Consider the following 19,535-nt stretch of genomic DNA (forward strand, 5'->3'; position numbering starts at 1 on the left):
CTCCACCGCCCCATGCGCGCTCCTCCCCCGATGCGAACAGGCGGAGCGGGCAATGGTTCTGGACGCTCACCCTTCCATGACGTCGTCGAGCGTGGCGGCGAGGTCGCCGGGCTCCACCGGCTTGTGCAGCAGGCGGCAGCCGATGTTGCGGGCCTCGCGCAGCCGCTCCGGCGCCGTATCACCGGTGATGATGACGACCGGGACGTCCCAGCGGCGCCGCACCAACTCCGCCACGGTGCGGCCGGTCTGTCCGCGTGGGAGCCGGTGGTCGGCGAGGACGACGTGCGGGCGGCTGCGCAGCCGGGGCAGGCGGTCGGCCAGCTCCTCGGCCGAGCTGACGGCGGTCACCCGAACGCCCCAGCGTTTCAGCAGCATGGTCATGGCGTGGCGCACCCGCTCGTCGTCCTCCACCAGCAGCACCCGCCGGCCCTTTATCCGGTCGGACGGGGATGCCGTCGCCGCCGCGCTGGTGGCCGCGGCCGCCATGGCGCGGGCGGCGGCGGTCAGGCGGCGGTCGGAGTCGGAAAGAACCTCGGCGCGCGGAACCGTGACCGTGAAGACCGTGCCCCGCCCGACCTGCGACCGCAGGTCCAGCGTCAGGCCGAGCAGCCGCGCCGTGCGGGCCACCAGCGGCAGGCCGAGGCCGAAACCCTTGGCCGCGCTGCGCTCCGGGTTGTCGAGCTGGTGGAACTCCTCGAAGATCGCGGCGCGGGCGTCGGGGGGAATGCCCCGACCGTCGTCCCACACCTGGAACTCCACCGCGCCGGGGCGCCGCCGGCAGCCCAGAAGGACGCGCCGGCCGTTCCCTCCGCCGTGCCGGATGGCGTTCGACAGCAGGTGGGTCAGTATGCGTTCCAGCAGCCGCGCGTCGGTCCGCACCGTCACGCCGCAGAGATGGACGTGCAGGCTTGTCCCCTCGCTGGTCGCGCTCTCCCGGAACTCCTGGGCCAAGCGGCGCATCAGCGCGTCGGGGCGGAACTCCGTGACAGCGACGTCCACCGCGCCGGCCTCCAGCCGGGCAAGGTCCAAGAGGCCGCTCAGCATGTCGCTCAGGCTGTCGATGGAGGCCTGGAGCAGGTCCGCCGCCTCCCTCGCCGCCGGGTTGGCGCCGACCGCGCCGCGCAGGATGTGGGCGTAGAGCGCCGCCGCCTGGATCGGCTGGCGCAGGTCGTGGCTGGCCGCGGTCAGGAAACGCGCCTTGGCCCGGTCGGCGCGCTCCGCCGCCTCTTGGGCGCGGCGCAGTTCCTCCTCCCGGGCGGCGCGGCTGTCCTCGGCGTGGTGCAGCCGGTCGCGAAGCCGGCCCATCTCGCGGCGTTGCTCGACCAGCTCGGCGGCCAGACGCGCGCTTTCCTGGACGAGGCGGCTGGCGTCGCGCTGCAGGCGGTCCGCGGTGCGGAGCCCTTCGGAGAGGTTGCGGTTCAAAGCCCCCAGGCATTCCCGCAACCCCTCGCCGTTGGTCGGCTGAATTTTGTCCGGTTTCTCCGAATCCGGTTTTTCTTTTGGCATGGATGTCTCCACGATGGCCCCCGCTCACCGCCGCAAAACAATGTCCGGCTCATGAATCCACGTACGTCAGGTCACAACAGCGCAGAACAGGAAATGTTTTCGGGCGGACGACGATTCGCACGCGTGCCGGGAACACGATGATCGCCCTCAGGGTGTCGGTTGCGGAGCGGCGACACGCGGTGCCCAAAACAGTGGCGGATTGCCGCGCATGTGGCGTGTCCTGTGCGCGGCGGAACGCACACCAACGGCACCGGAACGGTCGCCGGTCTGTTGACTCCCAGGGCGCCGTTCCGGTGTCGACACGGGCGCCACAGGCCAACCAGGTGGAGTTTCAAGGTGATGCCGGAGGTCGACGGTGAGGCCGGGCGGTCCTGCGCGGGTGTTCCTGTCCGCTGGCACGACGGTTGCTTCGTGCGCAAACGGATGCAGGTTTCCACCATACGGGATGTTTCTTGACCTTGTTCGTTCGACGAACAATCTAACGTCCCTGGCGCCTGCGCGGCCCGTGGCTGGTGCATTTGGAGGCAGGTTTTGATCAACCCCATGATTACAGCCACCGCCGGCTGGTCCGAGGCGGTGGAGGAGCGGGCGCAGCGGCTGCTTCGCTATCAGGTCGGGACCGAAGGGCCGGAGGGCGATCCGGTGACGGTTCAGACCATGTTCGAGCGCTGCGGCTTCACGCCGATCGCCAGCGCCCGTTTCCTGATGTGCATCCCGCCCTTGACGGCGATGCACGAATTGACCAAGACCGTCACCCGCTTCCGCATCGACGGCGAGCCCTGCCCGGACCCGGCGGGCATGGCGAAGGCGGCGCTGTCCTTTGCCGGGCGGGCGGTGGCGGTGCATGAACTGCACCCGGAACGCCGGTTCGTCGCCGGTGTGATCTCCACCCTCCTGGGGTTGCAGGGAACCAGCCGGCGCTAGGACGCGGCGGGGACGTGCGTGCCTCGATCCATGCGGGGAGCCAAGGGCCGTGCGGTTTCGCGCGGCCCGTCGCCGTGCCCCGTTCGAACAAATCCAACATTCTTTAAAAGTTGTAACCGTCCTTTGGTTGCCCGTTGGGCGGACTCCCTTTATCAGTGTTCGACTGTATGACCATGGGCTGGTCCCACCAGTTCTGGCAAAGGGGGGCGGCGATGGACCGGAAGCCGGTCGATTACGGGCAGTACAGCATCCTGGTCATCGAAGATCAGCCCTTCGTGCGCCGGACCATCATGCAGATCCTCTCGCAGATCGGCTTCCGCTCGATCGCCGAGGCCGACAACGGGGAGACCGGCATGCGGGAATGCATCCGCACCACCCCCGACGTGATCGTCTGCGACATCGACATGAAGCCGGTGTCCGGCCTTCAGTTCCTGGCCGAACTGCGGGCCAGCGCGGAGGTGCGGAACCGCCGCACGCCGGTGGTCTTCCTGACCAATCACACGGAATCCGAAATCGTGAAGAAGGCCATGTCCCTGGGCGTCAACGGCTTCGTCGTGAAGCCGCCGTCCTTCGGCGCCCTGAAGGAGCGGGTGGACCGCCTGCTGGCCGGCAAATGAGGACGAGGATGGGGCGCGCGGTGCGGCGGGTGGTGCTGTGCGGCCTGGCGGTGTTGCCGCTGGCCGCCTGTTCGGGGGAGCCGGGCGAGTCCGACATGCGCAGGCTGGTGGAAACGCACACCAAGCGGGCGCTGGACGGCCAGGGGCAGGGCGGTTTCCGCGGCTTCGAGGGCTTCCGCAAGCAGGGCTGCGTCGACACCAAATACCGCAACGGAGCCCCGAAGCCGGACGACAAGCAGTATGATTGCTATTACGCGGCGACCTTCGCGCCGCAGCCGGGCGCGACGGCGATGACCGTCAACGGCAAGGGCCGCTTCACCCGCACCGACAAGGGCCTGACCTTCGAGGATCTGGGAGCGCAGCCGCGTTGATATGGCGCGCTGACGCGCCGACAATTCGACACTGGCTGGAAAAGGAAACGGCCGGTCATGACCCTGTCATGAACCGGCCGCGTCAGATGGTGGAAGGGGCTGGATTTGAACCAGCGTACGCTTACGCGGGCAGATTTACAGTCTGCTGCCTTTAACCACTCGGCCACCCTTCCGCTGATGCTTGACGCGACCATCGGAGACCTGCCGTTCATCGGGCCTTGCTTGGCCTTCCGTCCGGCGGGTGGCGTTATCTAACGGGTGACGGCGCTCCGGTCAAGCGGCTTTCTTCACCGGCAGCGCATCTTTGTTCAGGCACCTCCGTTCAGGCTCCTCCGTTCAGGCCCCCTCGCCACGGGCCACCCGGGCCAGGGTGCTCAGCGGGTCGCCGTCCTCCGCGCTGAAGCAGGCGCTGAAATCATCGCACACCTCGCAGTTCGGGGACTTGCAGAGCATCAGCCCCTCGCGCTCGCAGAGCTGGCGATAGAAAAACTTCTTCCACTTCATGTCGCCGCTGTTCAGCGCGACCAGCGACGGGAAATGGCGCCGGAACATGGCGTTCAGCTCCCGCCGGTTGGCGAAGCCCATGTCCTGCCAGAGATGGTTCGGCCCCAGCGCGCGGCGGGCGACGATGGCGGCCAGCCATTCCTCCTCAACCGTTCCGGCGGCGCGGTGGTCGAGCAGGAAGGCCCGCAGGTCCTCCTCCTCGATGGCGTCCTCGCCGCTGTGGTCCGGCAGGGTGGGAAGGAGATGGGCGAAGCCCGCCGCGTGCCGCCGGATCAGCTCGGCCAGCGCCTCGCGCGCCAGCCCCAGGGAGGCGGTGACGCCGCCGGGATGCTGCGCGGCCAGCCCGACGATGCGGCTGAACAGCAGCCGGTCGAGGGCCGGGCCATCCGGGACGCCGTCCAGGGCGTCGGCGGGCGGGTGGAGCGGGAAGGCCGCAGGAACGGCGATGTCGGCAATCATGGTCGGCGAACTCCCGCATCGGGGGGTTGTTCGGTCATGACCATGATGGTGGATCAAATTCCCGCAACTGCGAAGTGGTTTTTTGCGGGTGCGTTGTCGGAGCCTGCCCGGCGCCCGCCTCAGCCGTTCAGGACCTCCGCCGTGAAGCGCTCGAAGAAGCCGTCGATGACGCGGTCGGCCTTGGCCTTGACCAGCTTGACGGCCAGCCGCCCGACGGCCCCGCCCAGCGCCGCGGCGAGGGTGAAGGACAGATGGGTGTGGCCGTCCACCTCCTCCAGCGTGATGCGGGCCTCGCCCTTGACCGCTCCGGCGAGGCCGCCCTTGCCCTCGGCGTAGAGGATGTAGAAGCGCGGCGCGTCCTCCGGCGCCACCCGGACGTTGCCGGCGAAGCGCGCGTTCAGCGGCCCGACCGTGGCGCGCACGCGCGCGGTGTATTCGGTGGGCGACAGCCGGTCCATCTCCTCCAGCACCGGGATGCAGCGTTGCAGCACGGCAGGATCGCAGAGCGCGGTGAAGACCCGCTCGCGCGCCGCCGGAATCCGGTACTGGCCGTTCAGTTCCATGGATCACCTGTTGTTGGTCGGGAACGCCAAGCGATTTGGTGTATGGATGACCCGCTTCCAAGGCGCGCAATCGAGCACGGAGGGCGACAAACATGCGGCAGGCCGTCACGACGCTGACCACCCACACCCACGGCCAGGGCCTGGTCGAGGTGACCGAGCCGGTGGCCCGCTGGGTCGCCGCCCAGGGCATGGAGACCGGTCTGCTGACCGTCTTCTGCCGGCACACCTCGGCCTCACTGGTCATCCAGGAGAACGCCGACCCGAGCGTGCGCGGCGATCTGGAGCGCTTCTTCAAGCGGCTGGTGCCGGAAGGCCCGGCGCTCTACGACCACATCCTGGAAGGGCCGGACGACATGCCCGCCCACATCCGCAGCGCGCTGACCACGGTGCAGCTCTCCGTTCCCGTGCTGGAAGGGCGGATGGCGCTGGGCACCTGGCAGGGCATCTACCTGTTCGAGCACCGTCGCCGGCCCCACGAGCGGACCCTGGCGCTGCATCTGCTGGGCGAATGAGGGAAAGGCGCCCGCGCGTCTAGCCCAACCAGCCCGCGAGATAAGGTTCGAGCCACCGGAACAGGACGACGGCGGCGACCAGCCAGATCCCGACCATCAGCGCGGCGGCGGCGTAGCTGACCGGCCGGTCGGCCAGTTTGGCGGCGGTGGCGCGGTGTTCCTCCAGCACCGCCGCCGGGATCAGGCGGATGACCAGCAGGATGCCGAGCGGCACGATCAGCAGGTCGTCAAGGTAGCCCAGGACCGGCACGAAGTCGGGGATCAGGTCGATGGGGCTGAGCGCGTAGGCCGCCACCGCGGCGGCGGCCACACGGGCGTACCACGGCGTCCGCGGGTCGCGCGCGGCCAGATAGAGCGCGATCACGTCGCGCTTGATCCGCCGCGCCCAGCCCTTCGCCGCCGCGAGCATCGCGGGCCGTCAGCCCGCCGCCGGGACGGGAGCCGCCGACTGGCGCAGCCGCTCCAGCAGGGACTTGGTGGCGAAACCGTCCGGCACGGCGCCGATCGATTGCTGGAAGCGGCGCACGGCGTTGCGGGTGTTGGCGCCGACGATGCCGTCCGCCGTCCCCGGCTCCATGCCCAGCGAGGCCAGCCGCTCCTGAAGCTCGATCCGCTCGTCGCGGCTCAGCGCCGGCTCATGGCGCGGCCAGCTTCCCTGCACGCCGGACCGGCCGGCGAGACGGTCGGACAGCAGCGCCACCGCCAGCGCGTAGCTGGTCGAGGGGTTGTACTTCATGATCGCCCGGAAATTCTCCCGGACCAGGAAGGCCGGCCCCTGCGCCCCGGCGAGCATCAGGATGGCGGCCCGCTCCTCCTCGCCGCCGTTCAGATCGCCGCCGTCGACCGGTCGCACGCCGAGGCGGCGCCATTCGGACACCGGCTTGGAGATGTTGTATTCGGCCTGCTCGTAGGGGAAGCCGGCGGGCAGCGTGACCTCCTCGCCCCAGCGCTCGCCGGGGCGCCAGCCGTTGGCCTGAACGAACTTGGCGGTGGAGGCGAAGACGTCGGGCAGGCTGCCCCAGATGTCGCGCCGCCCGTCGCCGTCCTCGTCGGTGGCGTGCTTCAGGAAGATGGTCGGCATGAACTGGGTCTGGCCCATGGCGCCGGCCCAGGAGCCGCTCATCTTCTCCGGCGGGATGTCGCCGCTGTCGAGGATGCGCAGGGCGGCCAGCAGCTCCGTCCGGAAATAGCTGGCGCGGCGGCCCTCATAGGCCAGCGTGGTCAGCGCGTCGACGACGGAGAAGCCGCCGGTGAAGTTGCCGAAGTCGGTCTCCACGCCCCAGAAGGCCACCAGGATCTCCGCCGGCACGCCGGAGCGTTGGCTGATGCGGCGCAGCAGCGCGCCGTTGTCCTGGATGCGCTGGCGTCCGGCCTGGACGCGGCGGTCGTTGACCGCGCTGTCCAGATACTGCCAGGGCTGGCGGTTGAACTCCGGCTGGGAGGAATCCAGCTCGACCACCCGGTCCGACAGCTTCACGTTGGCGAAGGCGCGGTCGAAGGTCTGGGCGCGGATGCCCTGGCCGAGCGCCTCGGCGCGCAGCGCCTTCAGCCAGTCGGGGAAGCTGACGGCGGGTTGGACCGGGGCCACGCTGGCCGGGGCGGCGGCCGTCGCCTTCGCGGTTCCGGAGGTGGTTGTCGCCGAGACCGGCGGGGCGCCCGTCGTCTGGCAGCCGGCCAGGATCGTGGTGGCGAGCAGGAGGCGGACGGGAAGGGACAGCAGGGGGCGCATGCGCTCTCGTGACCATCAGGGAAAAGCTGAGCCGGAGCCTAGGACGGACGGCCCGTTCACTCAACGGACAAGTTCCGGTTCCGGAAGCAACGCTCGCCCGCCACGCGCGGGAGACGCGGACAAGAATCGACACGGATTGCACGGATCAAACCGGATTTCACGGAGCTATCCGGCTCGACCAGCCGTGCGCTTGAGAGTTTTCGGAAATCCGTGAAATCCGTGTCTGAATCCGTGAAATCCGTGGCGGATTTTGTCATCCGACGGAGCGACGCGGCGCCCAATCAGCGCGGGCTTAACCGTGAACAAAACTTGAACAAACGGGCGGAAATCCCCATATCCAGAGCATTCCGAAACCAGAGACGAGACGTTCGCGGCCCGCCCCCCGGCGCGCCGCCGAGAGGGTTCGCCATGCCGTATTTTCCGACCATCGAACTCACCCCGCAGGTGTCCCTGCTGCTGGCGCGGGGGGCTCTGCGCCTGAATCCCGGCCAGTGGGTGCGGGGTCCGAAGGGGCATGGCCGCTACCTGCGCACCGACCCGCGGACCGGCACCACCTATGTGAGCTGGCTGCGCCCCGGCGACGATTGGGAAACCGCGTCGCAGCGCTTCAGCCGGGCCTGCCAGAAGGGCTTCATCGGGCGCTACCGTGGCGGCTACGAGGCGGAGAAGGCGCGCCGGGAGATGGCCCGCCTGATCGCCGACGCCGACAATGGCCGGAGCGTTCCAATGCGGGACGAGCGGCAGCCGACGCTGTTCTAAAGCGGGAACGCACGCGCCCAGGGAGAGCAGAGGCTTGGCCGAAGGGACCATGAACGCCATCCGCATCGGCTGCGCCGGCTGGAGCATCCCGAAGCTCTCCGCCCCGGCCTTCCCGGCGGAGGGCACGCATCTCGAGCGCTACGCCCGCGTCTTCCCGATGGTGGAGGTCAACAGCCGCTTCTACCGCCCGCACAAGCCGGAGACCTGGGAGCGCTGGGCGGCCTCGGCGCCGCCGGACTTCCGCTTCGCGGTCAAGCTGCCGCGCGTCATCACGCACGAGCAGCGGCTGAAGGACTGCGCCGCCCCGCTGGATCATTATCTGCACGAGGTCGGGCATCTCGGCGACCGGCTGGGGCCGCTGCTCGTGCAGTTGCCGCCGACGCTGCGCTTCGAGCCGGCGGTGGCCGGACCCTTCTTCGCGGCCCTGCGCGAGCGGTTCGCCGGCCTCGTCGTCTGCGAGCCGCGCCACCCGAGCTGGTTCGCGGTGGAGCCGGACCGCCTGCTCGTCGACCACGCCGTGGCCCGCGCCGCCGCCGACCCGGCCCCGGTGCCCGCGGCGGCGGAGCCGGCGGGCTGGGACGGTTTCCGTTACTGGCGCCTGCACGGATCGCCGGTGATGTATCGCAGCGCCTACCCGCTGGACGTGCTGGACCGGCTGGCCCGGCGCTTCCGGGAGGAGGCGCGGGAGCGGCCGGTCTGGTGCGTCTTCGACAACACGGCGGACTTCCACGCGGTCGACGACGCGCTGACGCTGATGAGCCGTTTGGGTGCCTCCACAGGTCAGAGAGACAAGCCCGGCGCCTGACCGCTATCGTTGCGCGAACGCAAGCGCAGCCGGGGCGGTCGGGCATGGACGTCATTCTTCTGGTGCTGATCGGGGCCATCGTCGCTCACCGGTTCAACCGCCGGCTGACGGCGCAGGAGCGCGAGATCGCCCGGCTGCGGCAGGCGCTGGAGCGGGTGCAGGGGCCGGCGGCGGTCGACGCCGCGCCGGTCGAGGCTCCCGCCGCGGACACCGCCGTCATGGTGGAGGCTCCGCCGGAGCCGCCGCCGATCCAACCGCCACCATTCCAACAGCCGCCGGAGCCCGCTCCACCCCCGCTGTCCGTGTGGAGCCGGCTGGAGGACGCGCTGGCCGGGCGCTGGCTGATCTGGCTGGGCGGGGCCACGGTCGCCCTGGCGGCGGCCTTCTTCATCAAGATGTCGATCGAGCAGGGCTGGCTCGGCCCCGGCGTGCGCGTCACGCTCGGCCTGCTGTCCGCCGCCGCGCTGATGGTCGGCGGCGAATGGCTGCGGCAGTGCGGCGCAGGGGCGGAGCCGGGTGGACGCGATCCGGTGCCGCCGGCCCTGACCGCGGCGGGGCTGTTCACCGGCTTCGCCAGCGTCTATGGCGGCTATGTGCTCTACGACCTGTTCGCCCCGCCGGTGGCCTTCGCGCTGCTCGGCGGGCTGGCGGCGCTGGGGATGGCGCTGTCTCTGCTCCAGGGACCCTACATCGCGGCGCTGGGGCTGCTCGGCGGCTTCGCGACGCCGCTGCTGGTCTCGTCCATCGGGGGATCGGCCTGGGGGCTGTTCGCCTATCTGCTGGCCCTGTCGGGAGCCGGCATGACGGTGGTGCTGTGGCGCGGCTGGCGTTGGCTGGGGCTGGGCACGCTGGTCGGGGCGGCGGGCTGGGTGCCGGTCTGGTACGTCGGCGGCTGGAGCCCCGGCGACGCCCTGCCGGTCGGGATCTACCTGCTGCTGACCGCCGGGCTGTTCCTGATGCCGTCCCTGCTGGCCGGGCCGGTCGAGGCGATGCCGCGCACCACCCTGTTCGACATGCTGCGCTGGACGGGGCGTCCGCGCGCCGACCGTCTGGCTGTCGCGGCGGTGGCGGTTCTGGGGCTCCTTATGGCGATGCTCGTCACCGTGGACGGCCACCGCAGCGGCTCGCTGGTGATGCTCGCCCTGTTCGGGCTGCTCTGCGTCGCGGCAGGGCGGCGGATCGAGCGGATCGCCGGCGTCGCCTGGATTGGCGCGCTGGCGGTGCTGCTCGCCTTCGCCGGCTGGACGGTGCCGCGCTGGCCCCTGCCGCCGCCCGCCGTCACCGCGGATGGGCATCCCATCATTCCGCCGCCCGGTTCCGGGTTGCCGCTTCAGTCCGGACGGTTCCTGTGGGCGGTGGGCGGCTTCGCCCTGCTCTACGGGATGGGCGGCTTCATCGCCCTGTGGCGGTCGGCGCGGGCCGCGCTGTGGTCCTCGCTGGCGGCCTGGATGCCGGTGGTGCTTCTGGCGCTCGCCTACTGGCGGCTCGACCCGCCGCGGGCCGACACGCTGTGGCCGATGGCGAGCCTGGCGCTGGCGGCGCTGCTGGTCGCCGGCACCGGCCCGCTGGCCCGCCACCGTCACCAGCCGGGCGTCAGTCTGGGGCTGGCCGCCTTTGCCGCCGGGGCGGTCGGGGCGCTCAGCCTCGGCGCCGTCATGATGCTGCGCGAGGCGTGGCTGACCGTGGCGCTGGCCGCCCAGGTGCCGGTGCTGGCGTGGCTGGAGCGGGGGATGGGGCTGCGCTCGCTGCGCGCGGTGATCCTGCTGGTGGCGGGCGCCGTGCTGGTCCGGCTGGCGCTGAACCCGTCCGTGCTGGAGTATGGGGAGGACGGGCTTGGCTGGATCGTCTACGGCTACGGCCTGCCGGCGGCGGGTTTCTTCCTCGCCGCCCATTGGCTGCGCTCCGCGCCGGATGGCAAGGGCGATGACGGGGTGGTCGCGCTTTTGGAGGCCGGCGGGCTGGCCTTCGTCACGCTGCTGCTGTCGCTCGGCATCCAGGCGCTGACCCGCGGCACGCTGGACGAGCCCCCCGACACGCTGCGCGAGGTGTCGCTGCACACGCTGGTCTGGCTGGCGCTGGCCCTGCTGCTGGCGACGGGGCGGCGCTGGCGGACGCGGCCCGTGGCGGTGTGGGGGCGGCGCATTCTGGCCGGGCTGGCGGCGCTCCAGGCGGCGGCGCTGCATCTGGTCGTGCTGAACCCGCTGTGGAGCGACGAGGCGGTTGGCGCGTGGCCGATGGCGAACACGCTGCTGCTCGCCTATGGGCTTCCGGCCCTGCTCGGGCTGCTGTTCCTGTGGGTGGAGCCGTTGCCGGCCCGCCTGCGTCCGTGGGTCGCGCTGCTGCCTCTGGTGCTGCTCGGGACGAATCTGGCGCTGGAGATCCGCCACGCCTTCCAAGGACCGGTGCTCTCCGGCCCGGACCTGCCGGACGCCGAATGGTACGGCTACTCCGTCGGTTTCCTGGCGGCGGCGGTGCTGATGCTGGTGGCCGCCCTGCGGTACCGGCTGGGCTGGCTGCGCCACGCCGCGATGGCGTTGATCCTGGCGGTGGTCGCCAAGGTCTTCCTCAGCGACATGGCCGAGCTGGGCGGGCTCTACCGCGTCGCCTCCTTCCTTGGGCTGGGGCTGAGCCTGATCGGCGTCGGCTATCTCTACCGGCGGCTCCAGGGCGCCGCGCCGCGGGGAGGGCAAACAGTCGCCTGAGCGAACGGTCGGGTTGACAGCCGCCCCCCTCTCGCGCTCCGATGAAGGCAATGAACACAGAAAAGCCAGGGAGGCCCGCAGCCATGACCAGCCCCATCGCCCATCCCATCCTGCCGAACGGCGACAGCGGCTTCACGGTGGAGGCCGCGTCGATGAAGTTCGGCCGCGGCATGCTGGCGGAGGCGGGGAACGACGCCAAGGCCATGGGGATGCGCCGGGTGGCCCTGTTCACCGACCCCCATGTGGCCGGGATCGCGCCCTTCGCGGCGGCGCTGGACTCGCTGAAGGCGGCTGGGCTGGACGTCGCCGTCTACGACCGCTGCGCGGTGGAGCCGACCAGCGCCTCCTTCCTGGAGGCGGCGGCCTTCGCCCGCGACGGCAAGTTCGACGGCTATGTCTCGGTCGGCGGCGGGTCGGTGATCGACACGGCCAAGGCGGCCAACCTCTACGCCACCCACTCGGCGGACTTCCTCGCCTACGTCAACAAGCCGCTGGGCGAGGGGCGCCCGGTGCCCGGCCCGGTCAAGCCGCACATCGCCTGCCCGACGACCTGCGGCACCGGCAGCGAGACGACCGGTGTCGCCATCTTCGACCATGTGGAGATGCGGGTGAAGACGGGGATCTCCTCCCGCTACCTGCGGCCGAATCTGGCGCTGGTCGACCCGGCGACCATCGACAGCCTGCCGCCGGGCGTCATCGCCTCCACCGGCTTCGACGTGCTGACCCACGCCATCGAGAGCCACACCGCGCGGTCCTACCGCTCCCGTCCGAAGCCCGACGCGGCCAATCCGCGCCCGCCCTACCAGGGCGCCAACCCCTGGTCGGACATCGGCAGCCTGCAGGCGATCCGGCTCGGCGGGCAGTATCTGGAGCGCGCCGTCAACGATCCGGCGGACGAGGAGGCGCGCGACGCCCTGATGTTCGCGGCGACTCTGGCCGGCCTGGCCTTCGGCAACGCGGGGGTGCACATTCCGCACGCCATGTCCTATTCCGTCGCCGGGATGAACCACCGCTTCACGGCGCGCGGCTACGAGAAGGCGAACCCGATGGTGCCGCACGGCATCTCGGTGGTGCTGAACGCGCCGGCCGCCTTCCGCTTCACCGGCTCCGCCGAGCCCGAGCGCCATCTGCGCGCCGCCGAGGCGCTGGGGGCGGAGGTCCGCGACGTCTCCCCGGCGGACGGCGGCGCCGTTCTGGCCGCCCGGCTGATCGCCATGATGCGCGCCACCCATCTGCCCAACGGCCTGTCGGCGCTCGGCTACGGCACGGCGGACATCCCGGATCTGGTGCGCGGCGCGATGGCCCAGCAACGGCTGCTGACCATCGCGCCCCGCCCGGTGACGGAGGAGGACCTGCGCGGGCTCTACGCCGACGCCATGACCTACTGGTGACGCCGCCGTCCGTTGCGGGACGGACGCGCTATGGACGGACCGGCCATTCCCCCTTGAGCGCGATGCAGACATTCAGCGCGAGCGAGGGCGGCTGGATGGGAACGCTCTTCGACGCCCCCGCGCTCGCCGCGGCGACCGACACGTTGCCTCCGGTGAAGCCGGTGAACGGGACGTTGATGGTGCCGCTGGTCGTGCCGGTGACCTTGGCTCCCGTGCCCGACGACGGGGCGTTGGTGTTGTACGGCCCCTTCAGGGCGATGCCGGCGCCGCCGTCGTCGATCGCGGTGCCGCTGAGATAAACGGTGCCCGAGGTCGGCGCCGACACTGGGTTGCCGCCGTTGGTGATGGGAACGCTGACGGTGCCGGTGAAGGGAACGATGGTCCCGGTGCCGCCCTGGGCGCCCGTGCCGGCGAAGCTGGCGCTGTGGTTGTGCGACTTCAGCGGCACCTGATCCTGGCTCAGCGTGACGGTCTGTTGGCCGAGAGCCTGGCCCAGATAGGCTCCCACCAGTCCGGGGGCGGTCCCGGCGCCGATGACGGCGCGTCCGCGCAGGTCGGGTAGGTTGAAACTGGTCTTGCCGTCGCCGCCGAAGCGGGTGCCGAGCAGCGCGTACAGCGGCTGGTAATCTTGGATCGGCAAAGACCGGCCATCGGCCATGGCGAACCCCTCTGGGCACCAGTCGAACGGGACGGTGCACAACGTGCCGGTATATTGGTAGGACGTGCAGGCGACCGCCGGCACGCTGAAGAAAACCATGCCGCCGGCCAACGCGGCGGCGATCGGGAGGGACATCCTGAACATGGTGTGTCCTTCGTTTCTGTAAGGTTTTTGGGGGTATCGAAGGATTTTTAAAGTGATCGGCGTTGTTTTTATTGCTGATCGAATGTCTCATATGCGGCCATGCGCAGTGAGTATTATCTTTCATTAAATTTTTTCACGAATTGATGGTCGCCGCCAAAGCCCGTCGATGAGCGTAGGAACAAGGGATGGGCATGCCCCCTCCACGCATGGGGAGGGGGCATGCCCGCGATCCGTTACGGACGGTTCGGATAGAGGCCGACGGTGGCGATGCAGACGGTCTGCCCGATCGCCGGGGACTGGGTGGAAACCTTCTGGGTGGCGCCGGCCGACGCGGGCGCGACCGCCACGGTGCCGCCGGTGATGCCGGTGTTGGGAACGGTGATGGAGCCGCTGGCCGTGCCGGCGACCTTGGCGCCGGTGCCCGGGCCGCTGGTGTTGTACGGCCCCTTCAGGATGATGCCGGCGCCGCCGTCGTCGATCGAGGTGTCACCGAGATAGACGGTGCCCGAGGTCGGGGCGGACACGGGGGTGCCGCCGTTGGTGATGGGAACGCTGACGGTGCCGGTGAAGGGGACGGTGGTCGAGCCGCCGGAACCGCCGCCCGTGCCGGTGAAGGTGGCGGTGTGGGTGTGCGGCTGCAGCGGGACCTGGGCGGCGGACAGCAGAAGCTCCTGCTGGCCGACCTTGGCGCCGATGGTGATGTTCGTCAGGCCGGTGCCGGTCCCGGTGCCGATGGCGGCGCGGCCGCGCAGATCGGGGATGCCGAAGAGATCCGCGTTGTTGCCGCCGTAGCGGTAGCCGATCAGGGCGAACAGCGCCTGGTTTTCGCGGACGGCCAGCGTCCGGCCGTCGGCCACCACATAGCCCTGCGGGCACCAGTCGAACGAGTAGGTGCAGATGGTGCCGATGTAGGGCTCCACGTTGCAGGCGGCGGCGGGGGTGCTGAACAGGGCCATGCCGCTTGCCATGGCAAAGGCGGCGGAAAGGAGAGTCTTGCGCATGATGTGTCCTCGGCGTTGGGAGAAGCGGATTCTGTTGGTGCGACCCGTCACGGACGGTTCGGGTACAGGCCGTTGGCGACGATGCAGACGGTCTGCCCGATCGCCGGGGACTGGGTGGAGACCTTCTGGGTGGCGCCGGCCGACGCGGGCGCGACCGCCACGGTGCCGCCGGTGATGCCGGTGTTGGGAACGGTGATGGAGCCGCTGGCCGTGCCGGCGACCTTGGCGCCGGTGCCCGGGCCGCTGGTGTTGTACGGCCCCTTCAGGATGATGCCGGCGCCGCCGTCGTCGATCGAGGTGTCGCCGAGATAGACGGTGCCCGAGGTCGGGGCGGACACCGGGGTGCCGCCGTTGGTGATGGGAACGCTGACGGTGCCGGTGAAGGGGACGGTGGTCGAGCCGCCGGAACCGCCGCCCGTGCCGGTGAAGGTGGCGGTGTGGGTGTGCGGCTGCAGCGGGACCTGGGCGGCGGACAGCAGAAGCTCCTGCTGGCCGACCTTGGCGCCGATGGTGATGTTCGTCAGGCCGGGGCCGGTCCCGGTGCCGATGGGCGCGCGGCCGCGCAGGTCGGGGATGCCGAAGGTGCTTGTTTTATCGCCGCCGTAGGTGAAGCCGACCAGGGCGAACAGCGCCTGATACTGGTTGATCGCCAGCGTCCGGCCATCGGCCGGGAGGTAATTGCGGGGGCACCAGTCGAACGCGAAGGTGCAGATGGTGCCGATGTACGATTCGTCGTTGCAGGCGGCGGCGGGGGTGCTGAATAGAGCCATGCCGCTCGCCATCGCGAGCGCGGCGGGGAAAAGAGCCTTGCGCATGATGTGTCCTTCGCGTTGGGATTGTTTTTTAAGCTTTGACGGCCGGTTGTCACACAAGTGAATGAGTTTATTTTTTCACGATCTTATTATCTCATATCCCGCTATGGTGGTTGAACGACATTTTTATACAAATTCTTTCATTGTCGGGTTCGTTCCGTTCTCTGCACGCGAAGCGTGCGGCGTCGGCGCGGGAGGCGTTGCAACTGGCACGGCCGACCCTTCGGTCACCCCCTACGCGCCGCTCCGGCAACCGGAACCGGATCGGGTGGAACCCGTTGTTCGAGAGGGGGGCAAAGAGGGGCCGGCGGCACGGGGGCTCAGGGCGGAGGCATGGCGCCAACATCATGAAAATCATCATCTTCGGACAATCCATCAGCTCCTCCTGGAGCAACGGTCACGCAACCCTGTGGCGGGGGCTGGTCAAGGCCCTGGCGCGGCGGGGCAACCGCGTCGTCTTCCTGGAACGCGACACGCCCGAGCGGGCGGAGCACCGCGACCTCTGGGACATTCCCGGCGGGGAGCTTCTGCTTTACGACCGGTGGGAGGAGGTGGCGGCGGCGGCGCAGCGCCACGCCGATGAGGCGGACGTCGCGATGGTAACCTCCGGTTGTCCGGACGGGGCGGCGGCCTCCCGTCTTGTGCTGGGGTCGAAGGCGCAACGGACGGTCTATTACGACCTCGACACGCACATCACCCTGTCCCGCTCGGCAACGGGGGAGCGGCCGGCCTACCTGCCGCCGGAGGGGTTGGGCGGATTCGACACCGTGCTGAGCATCACCGGCGGCCGGGCGCTGGAGGCGCTGAAGACCGAGCTGGGAGCGCGGTTCGTGGCACCGCTTCACGCCTGGGTCGATCCGGATCTGCATCGGCCGACCGATCCGGTGCGGCGCTATCTCGGCGACCTCTGCCATCTCGGGGCCTGGGTCGAAGACCGGCGGCCGGCGCTGGAGGCGCTGTTCTTCGAGCCGGCCCGGCGGCTGGGGCGGCGGCGGTTCGTCCTCGGCGGCGACGGCTATCCGGAGGACGCTCCCTGGGGTGCCAACATCCATCGCGTCCGGCATCTGCCCCCGGCGGAACATGCGGCCTTCTTCTGCTCCTCCACCCTGACGCTGAACGTGACGCGCCAGCCGCTGAAGGCGATGGGCTGGTGTCCGTCCGTCCGGCTGTTCGAGGCGGCGGCCTGCGGCGTCCCGGTGATCTCCGACGAGTGGGAGGGGATCGGCGCCTTCTTCGAGCCGGGGCGCGACATCCTGGTGGCGCGGGAGACCGACGACGTGACCACGGCACTGATGCTGCCGCGCGGCCATCTCGCCACGCTGGCCCAGCGCGCCCGGGCGCGCACGCTGGAGGAGCACACGGCGGAACGGCGCGTGCGGGAGTTGCGCTCCATCCTCGACATCAAGGGGGGCGGCGATGATTGATCCGACGTTCCCCGGTTGCCCGGCTTGCCTCTGTTGGAAGTAAGCCGCCCTGGGCGTCCTGGCCGTCCGGTCGGGTTCCCGGTTCCGAGGTCGGCAGCCCGGTGCAGGACGGCTATCCCTTCCGCGAGTCGATCCACTTCCAATACCCCGGTTACCGGAAGCCCTTTTTCGTAGAAAACAAAGAGAGGGCAATGGCAACAGGACTGTCCCGATTCCGGCTTTTCTCCGGGCCGCCAAGATGTCGGAGAGAAAGAAGAGCGTGCGTCAGACAATAAGTTTCAATGAATAACACCACAGGGACATGGGATGAACGAAGCGGTGAAGCGCAGGAACAGGCCGGCAGAAGAACCTCACCCGGGCGTTGCCGCCCCTTCGGGTCTCCCTTTCCTGGAGGCGGCGCGATGGCATTGACCATTCTCACCGTGGCGTCGCCCTTCGCCCCGATCGGCGCCGACCCGGAGAACGAAGGCACGGCCGAGCAGGTGGCCGGCGCCATCGACGCCGCCCTGGTCCGCGCCGGGCACCGCTCGGTCGTCATCGCGCCGGAGGATTCGGCGGTGGCGGGGACGCTGATCCCGCTGGCGCGCGTCCATGGCGGGGCGCATGGTCAGGCGCCGGACGAGCGGGCGCAGGCCGCCGTTCTGAGGCGCGTCGCCACTGTGGTCGCCGGAGCGGTCGAGGACCACGCGCCCGATCTCGTGCACATCCATGTCCGGGACTTCGACGCGCTGCTGCCGCCGCAGGACGTGCCGGTCCTGGCGACGCTCTACCAGCCGCTGGACCGCTACCGGCCGGAGGCCCTGACCTCGCGGCGGGCGAAGCTGCACCTTCAGCCGGTGTCCGCCGTGCAGGTGCGTGGGGCGTCGCCGGGGCTGACCCTGTTGCCGCCGCTGGAGATCGGGGTGGCGGTTGACCGCCTGCACATCCGCGTGCCGAAGCGCCGCTTCGCCGTCTGCCTGGGCGACATCGAGCCGGAGATGGGCTTCCACATCGCGCTGGACGCGGCGCGGCAGATCGACATGCAGCTTCTCCTCTGCGGCGGCCTGTCCCGCGCTGCCGAGGCGCAGCGCTACCTCCAGGAGGAGATCCGGCCCCGGCTGGACCCCAAGCGGCGCTTCCTCGGGCGGATCGGCTTCGGGCGCAAGCGCTGGATGCTGGGGGCGGCGCGCTGCCTGCTGGCGCCCAGCCTGATGTCGGAGCCGACCCCCGTCGCGGCGCTGGAGGCGCTGGCCTGCGGCACTCCGGTGGTGGCCTTTCCGACCGGCGCGCTGGCCGACCTCGTGGAGCCGGGTGTCACCGGTTTCCTGGTCAAGGACGCCGACGAGATGGCCCGCGCCATCGAGGACTGCGAGACGCTGGACCCCGACGCCTGCCGGGCCGTCGCCCGCGCCCGCTATTCGCTGGATGGCATGACGGAGCGCTATCTGGCGCGGTTCGAGGAATTGGTCGCGGGGCGGGCGGCGGCGGCGGCCGGGGTGGCGTAGTTCGACGCCCTCACGGCTTGGCTCCATAGAGCTTGGCCATCGATATCTGATCGGCCAGCCGCCCGTCGATCAGGCTGTGGCGGCGGGCCACCGCCTCCTCCTGGAAGCCGTGCTTGGCGTAGAATCGCCGGGCGCGGCCGTTGTGGCCGAACACCCAGAGCGACAGCCGGTGCAGCCGCCGCGCCCGCACCCAGAGGTCCGCCGCTTCGATCAGGCGACCGCCGACCTCCAGCCCCCAGAAGTCCCGGCGCACCGCCAGCCCCAGGCCGGCCTCGTGCGCGGTGCGGGCGTAGGCGCCGGTCCACAGCGACAGCGATCCGGCGATGGCACCGTCCGCGACCGCCAGCAGGGTGGCCGTCCGGTCGCCGATCCTCTGCTCGGCGAGAAAGCGCCGGGCCGCCGCGACGTCCGGCAGGGATTCGGCGGCGCTGCGCATCAGGAAATGGGTTTCGCTGCGCACCGCGTGGTCGTAGGCAAGGTAGGCGGCGGCGTCCGCCGGCAGGGCGGGGCGGATCTCCAGCCGCCCGATCCGCGCCGGGGGCGGCGCGTCCAAGGTCGGCTCAGGCGTCCGGTCGGGCGTCGAGCCGGGCCATTCGGGAACGCCCTCCGCTCCGATGGCCTTGCCCATCAGCCGCTCGCTGCGCCACGCGCCGTTGACGCGCAGGACGTCGCGCATCAGCCCCTCGTCGAGAAAGCCGAGCCGTTCGTAAAGGGCCAGAGCGCGGCCGTTGCTCTCCGCCACGGTCAGTTCCAGCCGGTGCGCGCCGATCCGCCGGGCCCACCTCTCCGCGGCGGCGAACAGCGCGGTGGCGACGCCACGCCCGTTCCAGGCGCGCCGCACCCCGACCGCCAGGGTCACCGTGCCGCGGTTGCGGCGGAACCGCCCGCCATGGGCGCTGAGATAGCCGATGAGGTCCGGGGATTGGCTCCCGGCAGCCTCGGCGACGAAGATGGTCGAGGTGCCGGACGCCTGGAAGGCGGCGAGATCGCGCGCCCAGAAGGGCCGTTCGCCGGGCTCGCGCAGGAGGAAATCGCTTTCGGCGTCGATCCGCGCGACCAGGGCCAGCAGGGCGTGGCGCTCGCCGGGCCGGGCTTCGCGGACGGCAACGCCGCCGATGGTCTGGATGTCCCGCATGGCGGGCAGCCTAGGCCCGCCCGCGGGCGATGGCA

Annotated in this window: 19 protein-coding genes and 1 tRNA gene; 10 read left to right on the forward strand and 10 right to left on the reverse strand. The window is 70.4% G+C overall.

Features of this window, described 5'->3' with window-relative positions; genetic code table 11:
* Positions 1–66: 66 nt before the first annotated feature.
* Positions 67–1,506 carry an ATP-binding response regulator gene (locus tag D3869_RS11860; protein ID WP_137140206.1) on the reverse strand — a complete coding sequence of 480 codons (1,440 nt, stop codon included), beginning with the start codon at positions 1,504–1,506 and terminating at the stop codon, positions 67–69.
* Between the two features lie 543 nt (positions 1,507–2,049).
* On the opposite strand from D3869_RS11860, the gene D3869_RS11865 reads away from it, so the two are divergent.
* The 3 genes from D3869_RS11865 to D3869_RS11875 all read left to right on the forward strand — a co-directional run bounded on the left by D3869_RS11865 (position 2,050) and on the right by D3869_RS11875 (position 3,418).
* Positions 2,050–2,430 carry a hypothetical protein gene (locus D3869_RS11865; RefSeq protein ID WP_137140207.1) on the forward strand — a complete coding sequence of 127 codons (381 nt, stop codon included), beginning with the start codon at positions 2,050–2,052 and terminating at the stop codon, positions 2,428–2,430.
* A gap of 212 nt (positions 2,431–2,642) precedes the next feature.
* Positions 2,643–3,047 carry a response regulator gene (locus tag D3869_RS11870; protein WP_137140208.1) on the forward strand — a complete coding sequence of 135 codons (405 nt, stop codon included), beginning with the start codon at positions 2,643–2,645 and terminating at the stop codon, positions 3,045–3,047.
* Between the two features lie 8 nt (positions 3,048–3,055).
* On the forward strand, positions 3,056–3,418 hold the full coding sequence (locus D3869_RS11875; protein ID WP_137140209.1) for a hypothetical protein: 363 nt from the start codon (positions 3,056–3,058) through the stop codon (positions 3,416–3,418).
* An 87-nt stretch (positions 3,419–3,505) separates the two neighbouring features.
* Here the strand turns inward: D3869_RS11875 and D3869_RS11880 are convergent.
* From D3869_RS11880 to D3869_RS11890, 3 genes are all read right to left on the reverse strand, one after another.
* Positions 3,506–3,591: transfer RNA gene (locus D3869_RS11880), tRNA-Tyr, on the reverse strand.
* 163 nt (positions 3,592–3,754) lie between these two features.
* The gene (locus tag D3869_RS11885; protein WP_137140210.1) at positions 3,755–4,381 is read right to left on the reverse strand and encodes a nitrogen fixation protein NifQ; all 627 of its coding nucleotides are present in this window, start codon (positions 4,379–4,381) and stop codon (positions 3,755–3,757) included.
* A 119-nt stretch (positions 4,382–4,500) separates the two neighbouring features.
* A complete protein-coding gene (locus D3869_RS11890; protein ID WP_014239881.1) occupies positions 4,501–4,944 on the reverse strand; it encodes a CoxG family protein in 444 nt (147 codons plus the stop codon).
* 92 nt (positions 4,945–5,036) lie between these two features.
* Here D3869_RS11890 and D3869_RS11895 point away from each other — a divergent pair, with 92 nt between their 5' ends.
* Positions 5,037–5,456: a secondary thiamine-phosphate synthase enzyme YjbQ gene (locus D3869_RS11895; protein ID WP_137140211.1), complete on the forward strand. Its 420-nt coding sequence runs from the start codon at positions 5,037–5,039 to the stop codon at positions 5,454–5,456.
* A gap of 19 nt (positions 5,457–5,475) precedes the next feature.
* Here the strand turns inward: D3869_RS11895 and D3869_RS11900 are convergent, their stop codons facing one another.
* Both D3869_RS11900 and D3869_RS11905 read right to left on the reverse strand, forming a co-directional pair.
* Complete coding sequence (locus tag D3869_RS11900; protein ID WP_137140212.1) at positions 5,476–5,865, reverse strand: YkvA family protein; 390 nt, start codon at positions 5,863–5,865, stop codon at positions 5,476–5,478.
* A gap of 9 nt (positions 5,866–5,874) precedes the next feature.
* On the reverse strand, positions 5,875–7,185 hold the full coding sequence (locus tag D3869_RS11905; RefSeq protein WP_137140213.1) for a lytic murein transglycosylase: 1,311 nt from the start codon (positions 7,183–7,185) through the stop codon (positions 5,875–5,877).
* A gap of 408 nt (positions 7,186–7,593) precedes the next feature.
* Here D3869_RS11905 and D3869_RS11910 point away from each other — a divergent pair, with 408 nt between their 5' ends.
* The 4 genes from D3869_RS11910 (at position 7,594) to D3869_RS11925 (ending at position 12,842) form a co-directional block, all read left to right on the forward strand.
* Positions 7,594–7,944 (forward strand): hypothetical protein, encoded by a 351-nt coding sequence (locus D3869_RS11910; protein ID WP_137140214.1) that lies wholly within the window; start codon positions 7,594–7,596, stop codon positions 7,942–7,944.
* Positions 7,945–7,978: 34 nt separating this feature from the next.
* Positions 7,979–8,749 (forward strand): DUF72 domain-containing protein, encoded by a 771-nt coding sequence (locus tag D3869_RS11915; RefSeq protein ID WP_137140215.1) that lies wholly within the window; start codon positions 7,979–7,981, stop codon positions 8,747–8,749.
* 44 nt (positions 8,750–8,793) lie between these two features.
* Positions 8,794–11,451, forward strand: coding sequence for a DUF2339 domain-containing protein (locus D3869_RS11920; protein WP_137140216.1), 2,658 nt, complete (start codon positions 8,794–8,796; stop codon positions 11,449–11,451).
* Positions 11,452–11,534: 83 nt separating this feature from the next.
* Positions 11,535–12,842 carry a hydroxyacid-oxoacid transhydrogenase gene (locus D3869_RS11925; protein WP_137140217.1) on the forward strand — a complete coding sequence of 436 codons (1,308 nt, stop codon included), beginning with the start codon at positions 11,535–11,537 and terminating at the stop codon, positions 12,840–12,842.
* Between the two features lie 28 nt (positions 12,843–12,870).
* Here D3869_RS11925 and D3869_RS11930 read toward each other — a convergent pair whose 3' ends face one another.
* From D3869_RS11930 to D3869_RS11940, 3 genes are all read right to left on the reverse strand, one after another.
* Positions 12,871–13,644: a phage tail protein gene (locus D3869_RS11930; RefSeq protein ID WP_137140218.1), complete on the reverse strand. Its 774-nt coding sequence runs from the start codon at positions 13,642–13,644 to the stop codon at positions 12,871–12,873.
* A gap of 233 nt (positions 13,645–13,877) precedes the next feature.
* The gene (locus tag D3869_RS11935; RefSeq protein ID WP_137140219.1) at positions 13,878–14,645 is read right to left on the reverse strand and encodes a phage tail protein; all 768 of its coding nucleotides are present in this window, start codon (positions 14,643–14,645) and stop codon (positions 13,878–13,880) included.
* Between the two features lie 47 nt (positions 14,646–14,692).
* Positions 14,693–15,460 carry a phage tail protein gene (locus tag D3869_RS11940; protein ID WP_137140220.1) on the reverse strand — a complete coding sequence of 256 codons (768 nt, stop codon included), beginning with the start codon at positions 15,458–15,460 and terminating at the stop codon, positions 14,693–14,695.
* 344 nt (positions 15,461–15,804) lie between these two features.
* Between D3869_RS11940 and D3869_RS11945 the strand changes: the two genes are divergently transcribed.
* The gene (locus D3869_RS11945) at positions 15,805–16,881 is read left to right on the forward strand and encodes a CgeB family protein (RefSeq protein ID WP_137140221.1); all 1,077 of its coding nucleotides are present in this window, start codon (positions 15,805–15,807) and stop codon (positions 16,879–16,881) included.
* 401 nt (positions 16,882–17,282) lie between these two features.
* Positions 17,283–18,365: a glycosyltransferase gene (locus D3869_RS11950; RefSeq protein WP_211114941.1), complete on the forward strand. Its 1,083-nt coding sequence runs from the start codon at positions 17,283–17,285 to the stop codon at positions 18,363–18,365.
* A 10-nt stretch (positions 18,366–18,375) separates the two neighbouring features.
* On the opposite strand, the gene D3869_RS11955 is transcribed toward D3869_RS11950, so the two are convergent.
* The gene (locus D3869_RS11955; RefSeq protein WP_137140222.1) at positions 18,376–19,500 is read right to left on the reverse strand and encodes a GNAT family N-acetyltransferase; all 1,125 of its coding nucleotides are present in this window, start codon (positions 19,498–19,500) and stop codon (positions 18,376–18,378) included.
* Positions 19,501–19,535 lie beyond the last annotated feature (35 nt).

This window comes from Azospirillum brasilense, assembly GCF_005222205.1.
Lineage (GTDB): Bacteria > Pseudomonadota > Alphaproteobacteria > Azospirillales > Azospirillaceae > Azospirillum > Azospirillum brasilense_G.

What these genes read in the sequence shown, in the direction of transcription:
- D3869_RS11955 (WP_137140222.1), bottom strand. Translation starts at nt 19,500, where the DNA reads ATGCGGGACATCCAGACCATCGGCGGCGTTGCCGTCCGCGAAGCCCGG.
- D3869_RS11910 (WP_137140214.1), top strand. Translation starts at nt 7,594, where the DNA reads ATGCCGTATTTTCCGACCATCGAACTCACCCCGCAGGTGTCCCTGCTG.
- D3869_RS11925 (WP_137140217.1), top strand. Translation starts at nt 11,535, where the DNA reads ATGACCAGCCCCATCGCCCATCCCATCCTGCCGAACGGCGACAGCGGC.
- D3869_RS11890 (WP_014239881.1), bottom strand. Translation starts at nt 4,944, where the DNA reads ATGGAACTGAACGGCCAGTACCGGATTCCGGCGGCGCGCGAGCGGGTC.
- D3869_RS11940 (WP_137140220.1), bottom strand. Translation starts at nt 15,460, where the DNA reads ATGCGCAAGGCTCTTTTCCCCGCCGCGCTCGCGATGGCGAGCGGCATG.
- D3869_RS11870 (WP_137140208.1), top strand. Translation starts at nt 2,643, where the DNA reads ATGGACCGGAAGCCGGTCGATTACGGGCAGTACAGCATCCTGGTCATC.
- D3869_RS11900 (WP_137140212.1), bottom strand. Translation starts at nt 5,865, where the DNA reads ATGCTCGCGGCGGCGAAGGGCTGGGCGCGGCGGATCAAGCGCGACGTG.
- D3869_RS11930 (WP_137140218.1), bottom strand. Translation starts at nt 13,644, where the DNA reads ATGTTCAGGATGTCCCTCCCGATCGCCGCCGCGTTGGCCGGCGGCATG.
- D3869_RS11875 (WP_137140209.1), top strand. Translation starts at nt 3,056, where the DNA reads ATGGGGCGCGCGGTGCGGCGGGTGGTGCTGTGCGGCCTGGCGGTGTTG.
- D3869_RS11885 (WP_137140210.1), bottom strand. Translation starts at nt 4,381, where the DNA reads ATGATTGCCGACATCGCCGTTCCTGCGGCCTTCCCGCTCCACCCGCCC.
- D3869_RS11905 (WP_137140213.1), bottom strand. Translation starts at nt 7,185, where the DNA reads ATGCGCCCCCTGCTGTCCCTTCCCGTCCGCCTCCTGCTCGCCACCACG.
- D3869_RS11945 (WP_137140221.1), top strand. Translation starts at nt 15,805, where the DNA reads ATGAAAATCATCATCTTCGGACAATCCATCAGCTCCTCCTGGAGCAAC.
- D3869_RS11950 (WP_211114941.1), top strand. Translation starts at nt 17,283, where the DNA reads ATGGCATTGACCATTCTCACCGTGGCGTCGCCCTTCGCCCCGATCGGC.
- D3869_RS11895 (WP_137140211.1), top strand. Translation starts at nt 5,037, where the DNA reads ATGCGGCAGGCCGTCACGACGCTGACCACCCACACCCACGGCCAGGGC.
- D3869_RS11935 (WP_137140219.1), bottom strand. Translation starts at nt 14,645, where the DNA reads ATGCGCAAGACTCTCCTTTCCGCCGCCTTTGCCATGGCAAGCGGCATG.
- D3869_RS11860 (WP_137140206.1), bottom strand. Translation starts at nt 1,506, where the DNA reads ATGCCAAAAGAAAAACCGGATTCGGAGAAACCGGACAAAATTCAGCCG.
- D3869_RS11865 (WP_137140207.1), top strand. Translation starts at nt 2,050, where the DNA reads ATGATTACAGCCACCGCCGGCTGGTCCGAGGCGGTGGAGGAGCGGGCG.
- D3869_RS11920 (WP_137140216.1), top strand. Translation starts at nt 8,794, where the DNA reads ATGGACGTCATTCTTCTGGTGCTGATCGGGGCCATCGTCGCTCACCGG.